Annotated in this window: 13 protein-coding genes; 10 read left to right on the top strand and 3 right to left on the bottom strand. The window is 56.5% G+C overall.

Features of this window, described 5'->3' with window-relative positions; genetic code table 11:
• Window positions 1–58: 58 nt before the first annotated feature.
• The 9 genes from CPH65_RS23315 to ligA all read left to right on the top strand — a co-directional run bounded on the left by CPH65_RS23315 (window position 59) and on the right by ligA (window position 12,350).
• A complete protein-coding gene (locus CPH65_RS23315) occupies window positions 59–277 on the top strand; it encodes a DUF6500 family protein (protein ID WP_096176082.1) in 219 nt (72 codons plus the stop codon).
• A gap of 324 nt (window positions 278–601) precedes the next feature.
• Window positions 602–1,525, top strand: coding sequence for a D-alanine--D-alanine ligase (locus tag CPH65_RS23310; RefSeq protein WP_096176081.1), 924 nt, complete (start codon window positions 602–604; stop codon window positions 1,523–1,525).
• The gene (locus CPH65_RS23305) at window positions 1,513–2,445 is read left to right on the top strand and encodes a cell division protein FtsQ/DivIB (RefSeq protein WP_157747870.1); all 933 of its coding nucleotides are present in this window, start codon (window positions 1,513–1,515) and stop codon (window positions 2,443–2,445) included. The genes CPH65_RS23310 and CPH65_RS23305 overlap by 13 nt, the downstream gene beginning before the upstream one ends.
• Complete coding sequence (gene ftsA, locus CPH65_RS23300) at window positions 2,445–3,767, top strand: cell division protein FtsA (RefSeq protein ID WP_096176079.1); 1,323 nt, start codon at window positions 2,445–2,447, stop codon at window positions 3,765–3,767. Before CPH65_RS23305 ends, ftsA begins: the two co-directional genes overlap by 1 nt.
• Before the next feature lie 195 nt (window positions 3,768–3,962).
• Window positions 3,963–5,867 carry a cell division protein FtsZ gene (ftsZ, locus tag CPH65_RS23295; protein WP_096176078.1) on the top strand — a complete coding sequence of 635 codons (1,905 nt, stop codon included), beginning with the start codon at window positions 3,963–3,965 and terminating at the stop codon, window positions 5,865–5,867.
• Between the two features lie 308 nt (window positions 5,868–6,175).
• Window positions 6,176–7,129 (top strand): UDP-3-O-acyl-N-acetylglucosamine deacetylase, encoded by a 954-nt coding sequence (gene lpxC, locus CPH65_RS23290; RefSeq protein WP_096176077.1) that lies wholly within the window; start codon window positions 6,176–6,178, stop codon window positions 7,127–7,129.
• Window positions 7,130–7,531: 402 nt separating this feature from the next.
• A complete protein-coding gene (locus CPH65_RS23285) occupies window positions 7,532–8,356 on the top strand; it encodes an outer membrane protein assembly factor BamD (RefSeq protein WP_096176076.1) in 825 nt (274 codons plus the stop codon).
• A 191-nt stretch (window positions 8,357–8,547) separates the two neighbouring features.
• On the top strand, window positions 8,548–10,227 hold the full coding sequence (gene recN, locus CPH65_RS23280; protein WP_096176593.1) for a DNA repair protein RecN: 1,680 nt from the start codon (window positions 8,548–8,550) through the stop codon (window positions 10,225–10,227).
• 2 nt (window positions 10,228–10,229) lie between these two features.
• Window positions 10,230–12,350: an NAD-dependent DNA ligase LigA gene (gene ligA, locus CPH65_RS23275; RefSeq protein ID WP_096176075.1), complete on the top strand. Its 2,121-nt coding sequence runs from the start codon at window positions 10,230–10,232 to the stop codon at window positions 12,348–12,350.
• Between the two features lie 24 nt (window positions 12,351–12,374).
• On the opposite strand, the gene CPH65_RS23270 is transcribed toward ligA, so the two are convergent.
• Window positions 12,375–14,189, bottom strand: coding sequence for an aminopeptidase P family protein (locus CPH65_RS23270; protein ID WP_096176074.1), 1,815 nt, complete (start codon window positions 14,187–14,189; stop codon window positions 12,375–12,377).
• Window positions 14,190–14,495: 306 nt separating this feature from the next.
• On the opposite strand from CPH65_RS23270, the gene CPH65_RS24865 reads away from it, so the two are divergent.
• The gene (locus CPH65_RS24865; RefSeq protein WP_256385204.1) at window positions 14,496–14,630 is read left to right on the top strand and encodes a hypothetical protein; all 135 of its coding nucleotides are present in this window, start codon (window positions 14,496–14,498) and stop codon (window positions 14,628–14,630) included.
• Between the two features lie 641 nt (window positions 14,631–15,271).
• Here CPH65_RS24865 and CPH65_RS23265 read toward each other — a convergent pair.
• On the bottom strand, window positions 15,272–16,147 hold the full coding sequence (locus CPH65_RS23265) for a 50S ribosomal protein L11 methyltransferase (RefSeq protein WP_096176073.1): 876 nt from the start codon (window positions 16,145–16,147) through the stop codon (window positions 15,272–15,274).
• A 73-nt stretch (window positions 16,148–16,220) separates the two neighbouring features.
• The gene (locus CPH65_RS23260) at window positions 16,221–18,608 is read right to left on the bottom strand and encodes an ATP-dependent helicase (RefSeq protein WP_096176072.1); all 2,388 of its coding nucleotides are present in this window, start codon (window positions 18,606–18,608) and stop codon (window positions 16,221–16,223) included.
• Window positions 18,609–18,616 lie beyond the last annotated feature (8 nt).

Genomic DNA, 18,616 nt, shown 5'->3' with positions numbered 1-18,616 from the left:
GGTTGCCTATGCTCCCGAACTGTTGAATGCGTAAAGACGTTTGCAAAGGGGGAACAGGATGCGCCAATCACTGCGTGAAAAGGCCATCGCTATTTGCGATGACAAGATTGCCAAAAAGGGGGAGGGTGTCGGTCTTTCCTTTTACGCCTTTTTTTCCAACAGGAATGATCAGCCGGATGTGCTGATGGAAGCCGCTGAATGGTGGATCAAGACCCATCAACTCGATCATTTCGAGAAAGCGGTTAAGGTTCGCGCATTGATCAGCTCCGGAAAATGACATTCTTCTGCCCGATGCGTTGGCAAAGTCTTTTCTTGAGGACTGAGACAGCCCTAATTTCTGTCGTTTTTTAGCCGCTTTTCCGCTTGGGTGAGTGGCTTTTTGTTTTCTTCAGTCCAAAAAAATCATTACTCCACAGCATGATTTCTCTCCGGACGCTTATGATTTGTTAGTCTTTTTTAACCATAAATAGAGGCACACTATGCAAATTGCATGACCTGCGAGAGCTGCCTCATCGAGGCCTTCGTGGCATGTGATTCTGCCCCGGATAGAGGGTTGAGGTTCGCAAAACCAACCCTTCCTCCGGACTGAAAGGTTGAATGAATGACAAAGCATGTCGCGGTTCTGATGGGGGGATGGTCGTCCGAACGACCCGTTTCCCTGAGCACAGGGGAAGAGTGCGCCAAGGCTCTTGAGACGTCCGGTTTCAAGGTGACGCGGGTCGACGTGAAGCGCGATGTGGCGACTGTTTTGATGGATTTGAAGCCTGATGTGGCCTTCAACGCGCTGCACGGTCCGTTCGGTGAGGATGGCTGTGTGCAAGGCGTGCTTGAGTTTCTGGGTATTCCCTACACCCACAGTGGCGTGCTTGCCTCTTCGCTTGCGATGAACAAAGAAAAAGCCAAGGAAATCATGAGGGCAGCGGGAATACCGGTGGCCGAATCCAGAGTTATGCACCGTCTGGATGCTGCGAAACAGCATCCCCTTCCGCCGCCTTATGTGGTCAAGCCTGTCAATGAAGGATCAAGCTTTGGGGTGTTGATCGTCAAGGAGGGGCAGGCGCACCCGCCGCAGGAGCTTTATGCTGCGGACTGGCCCTATGGGGATATGGTCATGGTGGAGCGCTATGCGCCCGGCCACGAATTGACTTGTGCAGCCATGGGTGATCGTGCGCTCGACATTATCGATATCGTTTCCAACAAGCCCGGTTTTTATGATTTTGATGCAAAATACGCGCAAGGCGGCTCAACTCACATTTTACCGGCGGCTCTTAAACCGAATGTTTACGAATATATACAATCGTTAACCCTAACAGCTCATTGCGCGCTTGGGTGTCGAGGCGTTTCCCGTGCCGACTTCCGATACGATGAAAGTGCAGGAGACGATGGGGAAGTCATCTGTCTGGAAGTGAATACACAGCCGGGCATGACACCAACCTCTCTGGTGCCGGATATGGCGGCGCGCATGGGTATGAGCTTTGAAGATTTGGTAACCTGGATGGTGGAGGACGCTTCGTGCGACCGATAATGGGCAAGTGGCTTAAACAAAAGGATGCAAAGGTTGGTGTGGCGGGACTGCCGGATCCGCTGGCGCCCCGTGCCTATGCCTATGAACAGCGTCGTTTGCCATTCTACCGCCGCATCATCCCCTTTGCGGAGACCTATTTGCCGCGCGGAACCGGGTGGGGCCTCAGTGTCGCCTTTCTTGCTGCAACATGCATGTATGGAGCGACCCTTGGTGGGGAAAACCAGACCGCTCTCGAGCGGGCTTCGTCTGTTTTTGGTCTCAAGGTCGATGCGGTGCTGATCACCGGTCAGAAAGAAGTGAGCGAAGCGGAGATCCTTCAGGTTCTGGGGATCAATGAAGACAGCTCCCTGCTGACCTTTGACGCCTATAAGGCGCGCAAGAGCCTTGAAGCCGTCAGCTGGATTTCCAAGGCTTCGGTGCAGAAGCTCTATCCGAACAAAATTCAGGTTTCGATCAAGGAGCAGGAGCCCTTTGCTCTGTGGCAGCGCGGCAACCTCATTTCGCTGATCTCCTATGACGGATCGATCCTGTCTGATCGCATTGATCCCGAATTCAGCGGACTGCCGCTCGTGGTGGGTAACGGAGCACAGCGCAAGGCGGCGCATCTGTTCGAAGTTCTGGCGCAATATCCTTCTCTGGCGCGCAAGACACGGGCTGTGGTCTATGTTTCGGAGCGGCGCTGGGATCTCTATTTCAAGAATGGCGTACAGGCCAAGTTGCCCGAAGTGGATGTCGAGGACTCGCTCGATAAGCTGTTGGCCTTTGATGAGGATGGGTCTTTGTCGCGCAAGGATATCACGATTGTCGACATGCGTTTGTCGGATCGCATCTTCGTTCGCATGAGCAAGGATGCTGCCCTTAGGCGCCGTGAGGCACTCAGAAATCTTGGTGCGGATGTCCCGAAAGAGGTGGAAACCTGATGAATTCACCTTTTAGCAAGCGGGAACGACGCATTCGCACGCTGACGCAGCGGCGGTCTTCTGTGATTACCATTCTCGATGTCGGCTCTACAAAAGTCTGCTGCGTGATCGCGCGTCTCGTGCCGCGTGCGCCAGGCGAGGCCCTTCGGCATCGCACCCACACCATTCAGGTGCTCGGTTTTGGCCTGCATCAGGCGCGTGGCATCAAGTCTGGCGTGGTCGTTGACCTTGATCAGGCGGAGAATTCCATTCGACTTGCGGTTGACGCAGCGGAGCGTCAGGCAGACATCACAGTGGAATCTCTGATCGTGAATGTCTCTTGCGGGCGCATCCACAGTGACACGCTCAGTGCCTCGGTGTCTCTCAATGGGCATGAGGTGGATCAGCAGGATATCCGGCGGGTTCTGCAGGCTGGTGCAAGTCATTTGCTAACAATGGATCGCACCGTCGTTCATTCGATGCCGATCGGCTATTCGCTGGATGGCGGAAACGGCATTCGCGATCCTCGCGGCATGCTGGGTGATGAACTGGCGGTCGACATGCATGTTGTCACTGCCCAGAGTGCGCCGATGAAGAATCTCGAGTTGTGCATCAAGCGGTGCCACCTCGATGTTGAGATGATGGTTGCGACCCCATATGCCTCCGGGCTGTCCTGTCTGGTTGATGATGAGGCCGAGCTCGGTGTTGCCTGTGTTGATCTGGGCGGCGGGACAACGTCGATTTCGATTTTTGTCGAGGGACAGTTTGTTCATTCCGATGCCATCGCCATGGGGGGGCATCATGTCACCATGGATCTGGCACGCGGATTGTCGACACGCCTTGCGGATGCCGAGCGCATCAAGACGCTTTATGGCAGTGCGCTTCTGTCTCTGTCGGACGATCAGGAACTGGTCGCTATTCCGCCCGTCGGAGATGACGATCGCGATCTGCTCAATCAGGTGCCTCAGGCATCGCTGACGCGGATCATTCGGCCTCGGGTCGAAGAAATTCTGGAAGTGGTTCGGGATCGCATCGTCGAGTCCGGCTTTTCCAATCATGTTGGCAAACGTGTGGTTTTGACCGGTGGAGGTAGCCAGCTCACCGGAATGGCGGAAACCGCGCGGCGGATTCTGAGCCGCAACGTGCGCCTTGGACGTCCTCTGGGCGTTGCTGGCATGCCGGAGGTGGGCAAAGGGCCTGCTTTTGCAACAGCAGTGGGCCTCCTGATCTATCCTCAGGTCGCCCAAATTGAGCAATTTGAACATGTAGCGGTCAAGCCAAGACTGACCGGTACGGATGGCTATCTGTCCCGAACGGTGCAGTGGCTAAAGGAGAGTTTCTGATCCCGATCAGATTTGTCGCGTGAAACATTTGTGAATCGTTGATCGGAATCAAGGGGTTGAGTTATATTGCTGAGAAGTGATTCGACTGCACCCCGATCAGAATGATGAGTGTAACTGGGCCGCCTGTGTGTTGACGCCCAAAGATGCGGATTGAGATCGGTAACAATTCGATCCATGCAGTGAAATGAGGGTACTATGTCCATCAATTTGAAGATGCCCGATATTACCGAATTGAAGCCGAGAATTACGGTATTCGGTGTCGGCGGTGCTGGCGGCAACGCCGTAAACAATATGATCGAAACCGGTCTGCTGGGTGTTGACTTTGTGGTCGCCAACACGGACGCTCAGGCCCTTTCGTTGTCACGGGCCGAGCGCATCGTTCAGATGGGCATCGCAGTGACCGAAGGACTCGGGGCCGGGTCCCAGCCAGAGGTTGGCCGTGCAGCAGCCGAAGAGGTGATCGATGAAATCAACGATCACCTGAGCGGCTCGCACATGGTCTTCATCACCGCGGGCATGGGCGGTGGTACCGGGACCGGTGCTGCTCCTGTGATTGCCCGAACGGCCCGGGATCAGGGAATACTTACGGTAGGTGTGGTCACCAAGCCGTTTCACTTCGAAGGACAGCGTCGCATGCGCCTCGCTGAATCCGGTATCGAAGAGCTGCAGAAGAATGTTGATACTCTGATCGTCATTCCGAACCAGAATCTGTTCCGCATCGCCAACGAGAAGACCACCTTCGCAGATGCCTTCTCCATGGCTGACGAAGTGCTTTACTCCGGTGTTGCCTGCATCACCGATCTGATGGTCAAGGAAGGTCTCATCAACCTCGACTTTGCTGATGTGCGCTCGGTCATGCGCGCCATGGGCAAAGCGATGATGGGAACGGGCGAAGCGTCCGGCGAAGGCCGCGCTCTGGCTGCTGCCGAAGCGGCGATTGCCAACCCGCTGCTTGATGATATCTCGATGAAAGGCGCTCAGGGTCTACTCATCTCCATCACTGGTGGTCAGGATCTGACCCTGTTTGAAGTTGACGAAGCTGCCACCCGGATCCGTGAAGAAGTCGATCCGGATGCCAACATCATTCTTGGTGCCACGTTTGATGAGAGCCTTGAAGGTGTGATCCGCGTGTCTGTCGTTGCCACCGGCATCGACCAGATCCTGACGGAAACCGTCGTGCCTGCCGAACAGCGCATGAAGGAACTGACCGAACGGCTTCGTACTGTCGCGGCTCCGACCTATGAAGACGAGCAGTCTTCCGAACCGATGGTTGCCAATGCCGAGCAGGATGGCCCGGCAGATCAGGCTGCAACGGAAGCGGTGGCTAATGCTCTTGGATCTGTTGAGCGGGAAATGGAAATTCCGGCTTTCAAGCAAGGGCGTCCTTCCGAACAGGATCCTGATGTCTCCATCGCTCCGTTCAAGCCAGCCGCTGTCAGCGAGCCGGTGGGCGAGGAAGAATTCGAAGCACCCAGGGCCTACACCGAAGAGCCGGTGAATGCACAGGCTCCGTTCATCCCGCCCGTTGCGGAAGTGCCGGAAAACCTGCACCGCCCAATGCCGAATGTCGATGAACTGCCGCCGATGATTCAGCGCGAGCTGGAAGCCCTGCGCAATCGCGAGAATTTTGATCATCAGGATGAGGACAATCGTCCGATGAGCCTGTTGAAACGTCTCGCCGCCGTTGGTCTTGGCCGCCGTGAAGACGAACATGATCACGAACAGGAAATGGGCCACGCACCGCAGCAGGCACCACAGGCTCAGCAGCCACAGCAGCCTCAGTATGCCGCTCCTCAGCAGCAGCGGGTTCAGCAACAGGCTCCGACACCGGTGATGCCTTCGATGAGTGCTCCGGCTTCGCCGCACGCTCCGGTATCATCCCAGCCGGGTATGCCCGCTGCCGGTTCTCCGCTCAACGAGTTCGCGCCTCGTCCGCAGCGTGCGCCTCAGCAGGCACCTCAGGCACCGATGTATCAGCCGCAGCAGGGCCAGCTCGATCCGCATGGTCGTGCCGTTCCGCAGCCGGCTCAGCAGTCAGCCCAGAGTCGCGAAGAAGAGCAGGTAGAGATTCCCGCATTCTTGCGTCGTCAGGCTCGATAACAGACTGTTACAGCCAACAGTATCCTGAACAATCCAAAGGCCGGATCCTCATAGGGTTCGGCCTTTATCTTATTGAAAAGACTGAGCGAACAAACTTTTATCAATTCTGAATTTAATTTATGGCATATCGTAACATTGGGTAAGAAAGCGTGATTTGGTAAACGCATTCCTACCACGCTATTGTGAGGCCAACAAAAAGGGTAGGCGTATCAAAAGTCACCGGAATTCGGAACCTGGAACCGTCTGGCGCGTTCCAATAGTTAAGGCCAATTCCTGACGACAACCGATACGATGTAAAGGCAATAAGTATGGCAAATTTGCGGAACGCTAAGCAAACCACTTTACGAGATCGTGTTGTGGTTTCAGGCATTGGCGTGCATAGCGGCAAACCCGTCGAGATGATTCTTCATCCAGCAGATGCGAACTCTGGCATTACATTCACCCGGTCTGATCGCGCGCTGGACGTCAAGGGTGTCTATTCGTCCGTTATCGATACGCGCCTGTGCACGATTATTGGCGATCCCGAGAAGGGCATGATTGCAACCATTGAACATCTGATGGCTGCGCTGGTCGGCTATGGCGTTGACAATGTGCTGGTCGAAGTGGATGCCGATGAAGTGCCTGTCATGGACGGCAGCTCCCGCGCCTATATCGATGCCATTGATCAAGTTGGTCTGAAAGACCTGTCCGCCCCGCGCCGGTATATCCGCGTGTTGAAGCCGGTGCGTGTTGAGAATGGTGATTCCGTTGGTGAATTGCTGCCCCATGAGGGTACGCGCTTCGATGTTACCATCGATTTCGATTGTGCCGCCATCGGTGTGCAGCGCTTTGATGAAGAGATGACTCCCAAGGTCTTCAAACGCGATCTCAGTCTGGCCCGGACCTTCGGCTTCATGTCCGATGTGGAGCGCCTCTGGGCAGCGGGTTATGCGCTCGGGTCGTCTCTGGAGAATTCCGTTGTCATTGACGACGAGCAGAAAATCGTCAATCCAGATGGATTGCGCTACACGGATGAATTCGTTCGCCACAAGACGCTCGATGCGGTTGGCGATCTGGCGCTCGCTGGGGCACAGCTTCTGGCGCATTATCGCTCCTACAAGGGCGGACACAAGCTCAATTTCAATGTTCTGGAAGCGCTGTTCGCGGATGACAGCAACTGGGAATGGGTGGAAAGTGTTCCGGCCAAGCGCAATTCGGCTCGGGTGTCTGTCAGTCAGGATCCGCCGGCCATACAGGCTGCCATGGGGCCGGAAACCAACTGATCCGTCCATTTTGCATTTGATGAGGCTGGGGTGACCGTTGGTCGCCCCTTTTCTTTATCCGGCCTCTTTGTCCGACCGGGGAGTGGTTTTCTGCCCTCAAAGAAAGACGGAACGACAGAGTATCTGGACAAATGATCGATGTTTCGGCAAATGTTGTGCAGTTGTGTCGATCTGGATTGTGTGGCATCACAATTTTTCCCAAATTGTCATGTCACTGTTGGCAAAATTGTCTGCTTTCGCGTAAAGACAGTGGCAAGGTGTTTTGAGTTGACGCGTTTCTTGCGAGACTGGATCCGCAAGAGAGGCACGTTATGAATAAATCAGAGATGCATTCGATACCACTTGGTGGGATGATCGGGATGTGTTTCAGGCGGAAGTCCGCTTCCTGATTGAAGGGTTTGTATGAAGATGGGGTTTCTTTTCGATAAGCGGAGCCGGGTCGGTTTTGTATTGGTGATGCTTACCGGGCTTGCTGCCTGCTCCAGCACTGACAAGTCCGAACTGGCGTTCGAGGAAGTTCCCGCAGAGAAACTCTATGCCGAGGGTCTTGTCGCGATGGAATCCGGCGACCGCAAGGAAGCCAAGAAGAAATTCGAGGAGCTCGATCGCCAGCATCCCTATTCGAACTACGCCCGCAAATCGATGATGCTCTCTGCCTATTCGCACTACAAGGGCGGAGAATTCACCGAGTGTATTTCGGATGCGAAGCGATTCTTGACCCTCTATCCCGGCGATGAAGATGCGCCCTATGCCTACTATCTGATCGGCCAGTCCTATTTCCGCCAGATCCCCGATGTGACGCGCGATCAGGAAGCCGCCGAACGCGCCATGAAGGCGATGAATGATCTCATCCAGCGCTACCCGGATTCGGAATATGCCAATGATGCCCGCCGCAAGATACGCATCACCATGGACCAGCTTGCCGGTAAGGAAATGCAGATCGGGCGCTACTATATGGAGCGCAAGGAATATATTGCTGCGGTGAACCGCTTCAAGGTGGTGGTGTCTGACTTCCAGAAAACCCGCCATGTCGAAGAGGGCTTGATGCGCCTTGCTGAGGCATATTTGGCCATGGGCATTACACATGAGGCGCAAGCCGCCGTGGCGGTTCTGGGGCATAACTTCCCTGACAGTGAGTGGTACAAGACTGCCTACAAGATGCTCAATAAAGATGGTCTTGATCCGAAGGCCGACAAGGGCTCCTGGGTTTCGCGTGTCTTCAGCTGATCGCCTGACGATCTTGGCATCAGCGCCCGTCTTCTTTGCCTGAGGCGAAATAAGCTGGGGAAATGATCACGCTTTGTTCATGTGTTTCGGGCAGTGCGCGATTGCTTTTGCCAGCGGTTTCAGCTTAGCATGACCCGCGAATCCGAGTAAGTGGAATGGCCGCTTTCGGCCATCCTGTTCATGAGGGACCAATGCTCGCCTCACTCTCTATTCGAGACATCGTATTGATTGACCGGCTGGATCTTGAATTCGCCGAAGGCATGACCGTGTTGACCGGTGAAACGGGCGCCGGCAAGTCTATCCTGCTGGATTCCCTGTCGCTTGCTCTGGGTGGGCGCGGTGATGGTGGTCTTGTCCGGGAAGGGCAGAAGCAGGGACAGGTGGTCGCCATGTTCGATCTCTTGCCTGATCACCCGGTGTTTTCTTTCATGAAAGAGCAGGGCCTTGACGGCGACGGGGAGCTGATCCTTCGGCGCGTCCAGAATGCTGATGGCCGGACCCGCGCCTTCGTCAATGATCAACCGGTCAGCGCAGGCATGATGCGGCAGCTAGGCGAGGGCTTGGTTGAAATTCATGGTCAGCATGATGATCGAGCCCTTGTGGACGCGTCCATCCATCGGGGATTGCTTGACGCCTTTGGCGGTCTTCAGAGCAAAGTGGAGACTGTCTCGACGCGCTACAAGACCTGGCGAAAGGCGCAAAAGGATCTTGCAGATCTGGAACGCAAAATAGAAGACGCCCGCAAGGAAGCTGACTATCTCACGGCCTCCGTTGGAGAGCTTTCGGCCTTTGGTCCGGTTGCGGGAGAAGAAGACGAACTGGCCGCACGCCGCACTGCGATGATGCAATCGGAGAAGATCGCCGGCGATCTCAGCGAAGCTTTTGAGACGCTGGATGGCAACGGGTCTCCCATTCCCACCCTTGCGAGCATGATGCGGCGTCTTGAGCGCAAGACCGAGCAGATGCCCGGTCTGCTGGATGAGACGCTGAGCCACCTGAATATTTCCCTCAATGCTCTTGAGGAAGCGCGCGGTAGCTTGGAAGAGGCGCAGCGGCAGACCGATTTTGACCCCCGAGAACTTGAGCAGACCGAAGAGCGGCTCTTTGCCCTGAGGGCCTTGTCACGCAAGCACAAGCTTCCAGCCGATGAATTGGTCGGGTTGCTTGACAAGATGCGCGGTGAGCTTGATGCGCTTGATCACGGCGAAGAGCGGCTTGTGGCCCTGCGCACTGCTGCGTCAGAAACCCGTGAAGCCTATGACAAGGCAGCCGAAAAGCTGAGCAAGGACCGCGCGACGACCTCCAAGGCGCTGATCAAGGCGGTGATGGCAGAATTGCCCTCGCTCAAGCTGGAAAGTGCGCAGTTTCTTGTCAATCAGTCCAGCGACGCCGAAGCGCGTGCTGCCGAAGGCATTGATCAGATCGAATTCTGGGTACAGACCAACCCGGGCACGCGCCCCGGCCCCATGATGAAAGTGGCCTCGGGGGGCGAGTTGTCCCGCTTTCTGCTCGCGCTCAAGGTGGCCATGGCAGACAAAGGCTCGGCCCCCACGCTGGTGTTTGACGAGATTGATACGGGTGTTGGCGGCGCTGTGGCTGATGCCATTGGGCGGCGTCTTGCGCGGCTTGCCACGAATGTTCAGGTGTTGTCTGTTACCCATGCGCCGCAGGTGGCGTCTCGTGCCGATGCGCACATGCGCATTGCCAAGAACGCGGTCAAGGGCGAGAAACGCGTTGCGACCGGTGTAACGATCATTGATGGCGATCACCGGGAAGAAGAAATTGCCCGCATGCTCGCTGGCGATGTTATTTCGGATGAGGCGCGCGCTGCTGCGCGCCGCCTGATTACCGGTGATAAGGTGAGGGCCTGAGATTGGATCGCGAGAGACTGAGAGAAAAGAAGGTCGACCAGCTTGATGCGACAGAAGCCAAGCAGGAACTGACTTACCTTGCCGAGGAAATTGCCGAGGCGGACAGGCTCTATCATACCGAAGATGCGCCGCTTCTCACTGATGGGCAATATGACGCTCTGCGCAGGCGCAATATGGCGCTGGAGCTTCGGTTCCCCGATCTTCGGCGGGAGGACAGCCCGACCAAACGGGTGGGAGGCGCACCATCTGAGAAATTTGCCAAGATCACCCATGCGGTGCCGATGCTCTCGCTGGACAATGCCTTCAGTGACGAAGACGTGGCAGAGTTTGCCAAACGGGTGCGACGCTTTCTGGGTATCGGGATTGAGGAAGGGTTGGCGATCACGGCGGAGCCTAAGATCGACGGCCTTTCGGCGTCTCTTCGCTATGAAAATGGCGTACTCATCTATGGCGTGACGCGCGGCGACGGATCGGTCGGTGAGGATATCACCGCCAATCTCAAGACCATCGATGCCATCCCGCACAAGCTGAAGGGGCAAGACATCCCCGCGGTTGTCGAAGTGCGCGGCGAGGTCTTCTTCCCGCGCTCCGAGTTTCTGGCGCTCAACAAACGGCAGGAAGAGACCGGCGGCAAGACCTTTGCCAACCCGCGCAATGCTGCAGCCGGGTCCTTGCGTCAGCTCGACGCCGAGATCACCCGATCCCGCAATCTGTCCTTCTTTGCCTATGCCTGGGGCGAGGTGAGCGAGGAGTTGGCTCCGACGCAATATGACGCCGTGCAGCGCATCGCCAGCTGGGGCTTTATTGTCAATGATCAGATGCAGCGTCATGAAACCATCGATGGGCTGCTTGAGCATTACGCCAGCATCGAGGCACAGCGCGCTTTGCTTGATTATGATATCGACGGTGTGGTCTACAAGGTGGACCGTCTCGATTATCAACGGCGGATGGGATTTGTCTCGCGCGCTCCGCGCTGGGCGATTGCGCACAAGTTCCCGGCCGAAAAAGCCAAGACGATCCTCAAGGATATCGAGATTCAGGTCGGCCGCACCGGTGCCCTGACCCCTGTCGCAAAGCTTGAGCCTGTCACAGTCGGTGGGGTGGTGGTTTCGAATGCCACGCTGCACAATGAGGGCGAAATTGAGCGCAAGGACGTGCGGATCGGTGACACGGTCATCGTCCAGCGAGCCGGGGACGTCATACCTCAGGTCGTGGGTGCCGTGATGGAATTGCGGCCCGAAAACACAGAGCCCTTTGTCTTTCCCGAAACGTGCCCCGTGTGTGGGTCCAATGCCGTGCGGGAGAAAAAGGAAAATGGCGAGCTGGATGCCATCCGGCGCTGCACTGGCGGGCTGATCTGTGCCGCGCAGGCAAAGGAACAGCTCAAGCACTTTGTCTCGCGCAATGCCATGGACATTGATGGGCTGGGCGAGAAGCAGGTCTCGGCTTTCTTTGAAGAGGGAATGATCCGCAACGCTGCAGATATTTTCCAACTGAGCAAGATCGATAAAGAAAAGGCGCGCGGGGACCGGCTGCGAGATCGAGACGGATGGGGCGCAACGTCAGCGCGCAACCTGTTCAATGCCATCGATGAGCGCCGCTCGGTTGAGCTCCACCGCTTTGTCTTTGCGCTGGGCATCCGCCATGTGGGCGAGACAACGGCCAAGCTGTTGGGTCGGCATTATGGCAGCTTTCCTGCCTTGCGCGAGGCGATGATCAAGGCAGGCGAGGGGGATAGCGACACTTGGCAGGATTTGCTCGACATCGACGGTATCGGCGCGATTGTTGCGCGATCTGTTGTTGATTTCTTCCGCGAGCAGCATAACGAGGACGTGCTCGACGCGCTACTGGCCGAGGTTACACCTCAAGAAGCGGAAGCTGTGCAGTCCGACAGCTCGGTGTCAGGCAAGACGGTTGTCTTTACTGGCAGTCTTGAGCGCCTGAGCCGAAGCGAAGCCAAGAATCAGGCAGAAAGCCTTGGGGCCAAGGTGTCCGGCTCGGTCTCCAAGAAGACCGACATTCTCGTTGCCGGTCCCGGAGCGGGGTCCAAGCTGAAGAAGGCTGAGGAGCTTGAGATCACAATCATGACCGAGGATGAATGGATCGCCCTCATTGCGGGGTGATCCACTCCTCTTGTTCTGTCCCACTCAATGCAGAGGCTTGGTGGCTTCGGCCAGCCATGCGCGGGTTTCTTCATCGAGATCTGCTGACAATTCGGCAAAAACGCGTTGATGATAATCGTTGAGCCAGTTTTTCTCCTCGGCCGTCAGGAGCTCTGTCGCGATCAGGCGTTGGTCGATCGGGCACAAGGTGAGGGTCTCAAAGGCATGCATCGCCTTTTCCCCACCGTCCGGGATTTTTGGCTCTGACAAGATAAGCAGATTTTCAATGCGAATTCCCCATGCGCCGGATTTGTAATAACCCGGTTCATTGGAGAGGATGTTGCCGGTTTCCAGTTTTGTGCGGCCAGCGGAGGAGATCCGATGCGGGCCTTCATGCACACAGAGGAACGAGCCGACGCCGTGGCCGGTGCCGTGGGCATAATCCAGCCCGGCCTGCCAGAGATGGAAGCGAGCGAGCGTGTCGAGCTGGGCTCCTGTCGTGCCCTCAGGGAACAGGGCCATGGAGAGGCCGATCATGCCCTTGAGCACGCGCGTGAATCGGTCCTTCATTTCATCATTCGGGGTTCCGATGGCCACCGTGCGCGTGATGTCGGTGGTGCCGTCTGGATATTGGGCACCGGAATCGACCAGATAAAGCGAGTTCTGCTCGAAGGTGCGATTGGTCGCCTCGGTCACGCGGTAATGCACGATTGCGCCGTTGGCGCCTGCGCCGGAAATGGTGTCGAAGGAAATATCCTTGAGGCAGCCGGACGCAGCGCGAAAGTCTTCCAGCGCCTTGGCAGCTGAGATCTCGTCAAGGTTGCCGCTTGGGGCCATTGTGTCGATCCAGTGGAAGAACTGGCAAAGCGCAATGCCGTCACGCTGGTGAGCGGTCCTCATGCCGGTGAGTTCTGCTTCGTTCTTTGCCGCTTTGGGCATGAGACACGGATCCGGTGCCTTGATGATGGCGCTCTTTGTCTCTTCGATCATCCTTTTGACCGCATATGGCACCAGATTTTCATCGAGTTGCCACGTTTTTTCGGGTCCGATGTCTTGCTTGATGATCGTCTCCAGATCAGCCTGCGGCTTGACGATCACATTGTCTGGCAGGTGATCTCGCACCGATGCATCCAGTTTGTCGGGATTGGTGAGCAGCCATGCGCGGCCATCGGCTGAGAGGATGGCGAAGGCAAGCGGGAGCGGCGCGCGGGGAACATCGGCACCGCGGATATTGAACAGCCATGCAATGCTGTCGCCTTGGGTGATGAAGGTCGCATCGGCCTCATCCCTGAAGGTTTTGGTGATTGCGGCGAGCTTGTCTTCAGCCGGCTCGCCTGCAAGGGACAGCGGATGCGGTGTGATCGGCTCGTCTGGCCGGTCTGGCTGATCCGTCCAGATGGCATCAATCGGGTTGGCCTCAATTGCGACCAATCGGGCACCGACCTTTTCGCAGGCCTTTTCCAGCCGTTTGACCGCAGCCTCCGTGTGAAGCCATGGGTCGAAGCCAATGATGTCATCTTTGGTGGCATTGTTCTTAATCCAGCCAGCAAGTGTATGCTGGGGAACCGAGACCGGTTCGAGCAGGTCCGTGTCCACCTGATCTGTGACTTGCAGTGTGTAGCGACCATCAATGAAAATGGCGGCCTTCGATTTCAAGATGACAGCGGTTCCTGCAGAGCCGGTAAAACCGGTCAGCCATGCGAGGCGCTCGGCATAGAGAGCGAGATTCTCGCCACCATATTCGTCAGCTCTTGGGACGATGAAACCGGTCAGGCCCTGCTCTTGAAGTTCTTCGCGCAACATCGGAATACGCACGCGGCCCTGATCGGGGCAGGCTTGATCGGAAAAGTCTTGATACATCGAAAATTCCCCTAAAGACAGTGGGTTGGCATTGATATCCAGCGTTTGGGCGGAGGGTTGTACGCCGGAGAGTGACAGGTTTGCCTGGCTGGGGCAAGCGGATGTGGGCGGGCATCGGTACAAGGCTCAGGGACACCGAGCGAGGAAAAACTCCATATAACACTGCTGAAAATGCATCGCTAAAAACCACGATATGCATTTTTGCATGGCTGGCGTGTTCATTCAGCGCTTTTATAACATGGTCGATGAGCCCATATTGAGGCTGTCCAGAGGGACAAGAAAGAAAACCAGAGAAAGGAAATCACAATGAACTTCTTTAACCGCGCATTCGACAAATATATCCAGGCTCGTGAAGCACAGGCTGAACGCTTCGTCAACGAATACATGGCTGACCGTGGTATCGATGGTCTTGACGGCCTGAACATCGACTCTCGCGACTAAGTTCGCGAGGGTTCCTCCGGAGCTTTGAAGACGCCCCCGATAATATGGCGCTCAAGGATCGAACCGGAGGACCGAAGACGGGAGGAACACCGTTTTCAAACTTTGTTCCAAAGAACAAGCGGGCCATGGCCCGCTTTTTTCTTGTCCAAATTCCAAAATCTCCGCACTGCATGAGCTATCAGGTTTTTGCTTGGCTGGATTGAGCAGCTGGCAATTGTGCCCAGATGCGTGCTGCATCATAGTCCCGCCAAACATCGGGTCACCGAGCAGACCCGTGATGAGAAGGATTCCCCATACAATGTTCATGTTCAGCCGTGCCTTTGAGCGCATGATACAGTCGCGCGAGCAAGAAGCACGCCGTCTGGTTTTGAGCCATCATTTCTACCCGATGGACCAAGATCTCATGTGCTCAGGTGATTCACACAATCAGACGACACGCTCCAAAGTCCTTTAACGTCCCGTTTCCCCGGACGGTTGACGAAGAAGCAAGGGTTGATCCCAGGATCATGCCCGTAGAGCCAACGAAAAAAGAGAAAGCAGGCATTCCTGCTTTCTCTTTTTTTGTCTGTGTTCTTCATTCTGCATCGAGAAGACACGCGGTTGGCTTGATTTAGCGCGCATTGAAGCGCTGGTTGTCGAGCCTAGCGTTTGAAGACCAGCACCAGCCATCCGTCCTGCGTAACCGTGCGCACAAGCCTCAAGCCTTGCGTGCGATAGGCCGCGATGATCCGCGCCCGTTGGTGAGGCAGAAGGCCGGAAAGAATGACCCGGCCTCCCCGCGCCGTGTGATGCGCAATGTCCGGTGCCATTTTGCACAGCGGTCCGGCCAGAATATTGGCGACGATCAGGTCAAAAGGCCCTTTTTCGCCAAACACTGGATGGCTGAAGCCAGCGGCAACAGCGGTCTTGACAAGCTGATGGACCTCGTTGATGCGCGTGTTCACGTTTGCTGTTTCGATGGAAATCGGATCGATATCGGTTGCCAGAATTTCCTGCTTGAGCAGTTTGGCCAGCGCAATGGCGAGAACAGCAGATCCGGTGCCAAGGTCGAGAATGCGCAAGGGATGAAAACCGCGCAGCTCTTCTGACAGCACCTTGAGGCACCCTGCTGTGGTTCCGTGGTGGCCGGTGCCAAAGGCTTGCCCTGCGTTGATCTGCACGGCGATGCGGCCGTCGGTGTTGAGCTTTCCTTTGTCATGCGATCCATGCACGACGAAACGACCTGCCTCGACGGGAACAAGTCCCTCAAGGGATTTGGTCACCCAGTCGATGTCCCCCAGTTCCTCGATCTTGAGGGGCAGCGCCATGGACAGGGATGAAAGCTCGGCCAAAGCAATCTTGTAGGTATCGCTTACCCCTTCTTCGGCCGGATAGAGCGACAGGGCCCAGAGACCGCGCTCCTCATCGATTTCGAAATTGGAGATGGCAAAGCCGTCTTCCTCGAATACGGCTTCCAGATGTTTGGCGGCGGCCTGAATTTCGTCGGCATTGCCTTCGGCATAGAGATATTGGGGCATAGATCAGCTCTCACTTGGCGTTATCCGCCTGTCGATAGCCTGTCCGGGCAACAAAGACAAGGTGTGACGGGGCTCAGTGCTTCTCGACAAAGGAATCCAGCACGCGCTTCACGCCGGTCTGGAACTGGATGGTCAGCTTGTTGCCCTCAACCGATTTCACTTCGCCATAGCCAAATTTAAGATGGAACACACGCTCGCCCACCTTGTAGCGGGCCGGGCCCTCGGACACGCTCTTGGCGACCAGTTCGCCCTCGATAACCGAAGACCCACGGCCCGGTTGGCGCGGGTTTTTCTCACGGCTGCGGTTGGCCTTGTTGGCCTGCATCCGTTTCCAACCCGGCGTCTCGTAGGAGCCTTCGAAGGGGTCGGAGGAACCAAACCGGCTTTTGCCATAGATCGAGCCGCCAACACCGGAGGCACCATAGCCGCCATAGGTGGATTGGCTCTCTTCGACATCCACATGCTTGATCGGCAATTCATCGAGAAAGCGCGAGGGGATGGAATTCTGCCACAGACCATGGATGCGCCTGTTGGAGGCGACATAGATCTTGGCCCGTTTCTTGGCGCGGGTGATGCCGACATAGGCCAGACGGCGTTCTTCTTCGAGGCCGCGTGTGCCGGATTCGTCCAAAGCGCGCTGATGGGGGAACAAGCCTTCTTCCCAGCCGGGCAGGAAGACGGTGTTGAATTCCAGCCCCTTGGCGGAATGGAGCGTCATGATCGAAACCGCATCGTTGCTTTCGCCTGCATCGCGATCCATGACGAGGGCAATATGCTCAAGGAAGCTGGGCAGGGAATCGAATTCCTCCATGGAACGAATGAGTTCCTTGAGGTTTTCGAGGCGTCCCGGTGCGTCGGGGGATTTGTCCTTTTGCCACATCTCTGTGTAGCCGGACTCGTCAAGAATGATCTCCGCCAGCTCGGTGTGTTTCATCGTCGGCAACTGGGTGCGCCAGTGGTTGAACTGGCCGAGCAGGGACTTCAGAGAATTGCGTGGGCGGGGTTTGAGATCCTCTGTGCCAACGATCTCGGTTGCCGCTTCCATCAGGGGGATTTCCTGATCGCGGGCAAGGGCATGGACTTGCCGCACGGTGGCGTCGCCGAGGCCACGACGGGGCGTGTTGACGATGCGCTCAAAGGCGAGATCATCAGCGGGCTGAACGAGCGCCCGGAAATAGGCGAGGGCATCGCGGATTTCGGCGCGTTCATAAAAGCGAGGGCCGCCGATGACACGGTAGTTGAGGCCCATGGTGATGAAACGGTCTTCGAACTCACGCATCTGGAAGGAGGCGCGCACGAGAATGGCGATTTCATTGAGCTCGTGCTGGCGCCGTTGCAGCGTTTCGATCTGATCACCGATGGAGCGAGCTTCTTCTTCCGAATCCCAGACGGAGGTGACGGTGACCTTTTCGGCTTCATCATCCTCGATCTGTGGATGCAGGGTCTTGCCCAGACGGCCTTCATTGTGCGTGATGAGATGCGAGGCGGCGGCAAGGATGTGGGCGGTTGAGCGATAATTGCGCTCAAGGCGGATCACCTTGGCTCCGGGGAAATCTTCCTCGAAGCGCAGGATGTTGTCGACCTCGGCGCCGCGCCAGCCATAGATCGACTGATCATCATCGCCGACACAGCAGATGTTGTGGTTTGATTGGGCCAACAGGCGCAGCCAGAGATATTGCGCCACGTTGGTGTCCTGATACTCGTCCACGAGGATATAGCGGAACTTGTTGTGGTAGCTTTTCAAGACGTCCGGATTTTCGCGAAACAGGCGCAAGCATTCGAGCAGCAGGTCGCCGAAATCGCAGGCGTTGAGGGTTTTGAGCCTCGCCTGATAGGCCGTATAGAGCTTGATTCCGTTGCCTTGGGCAAAGTGGAAGGCTTCGTCCTGTGGCACTTGATCGGGCGTGAGGCCCCGGTTTTTCCAGCCGTCGATCACAGTTGCGAGCTGGCGGGCGGGCCAGCGCTTTTCGTCGAGGCCATGCGCCTGAATGAGCTGTTTCATCAGGCGGATCTGGTCGTCCGAATCAAGAATGGTGAAATTGGACTTGAGGCCAACCAGTTCGGCGTGACGGCGCAGGATTTTGACGCCGATCGAATGGAACGTCCCCAGCCATTGCATACCCTCTACCGAACCGCCGATGAGCTTGCCGATGCGGTCTTTCATCTCGCGCGCGGCCTTGTTGGTGAAGGTCACCGACAGGATCTGCCAAGGTGCAGCGCGGCGCGTTGAGAGGATGTGTCCGATGCGGGTGGTCAACACCCGCGTCTTGCCTGTTCCCGCGCCAGCGAGCACCAGAAGGGGGCCGTCAAGGCTTTCCACGGCGTCCTTCTGTTCCGGATTGAGGCCATCCAGATAGGGTGTGGGCTGCATGCGCGCGAGCTTGGCGCGAATTCCTTCCTGATCATCTTCGTTCGATTCGAACGAGGGTGGCGGAGCTGGGGTGGCAAAGAGATCAGGCATATAGGGCG

Source organism: Cohaesibacter sp. ES.047, assembly GCF_900215505.1.
In the GTDB taxonomy this organism is placed as follows: Bacteria; Pseudomonadota; Alphaproteobacteria; order Rhizobiales; family Cohaesibacteraceae; genus Cohaesibacter.
The sequence above is the reverse complement of the archived record's forward strand: the minus strand, read 5'-3'. Positions and strand labels throughout refer to the sequence as shown.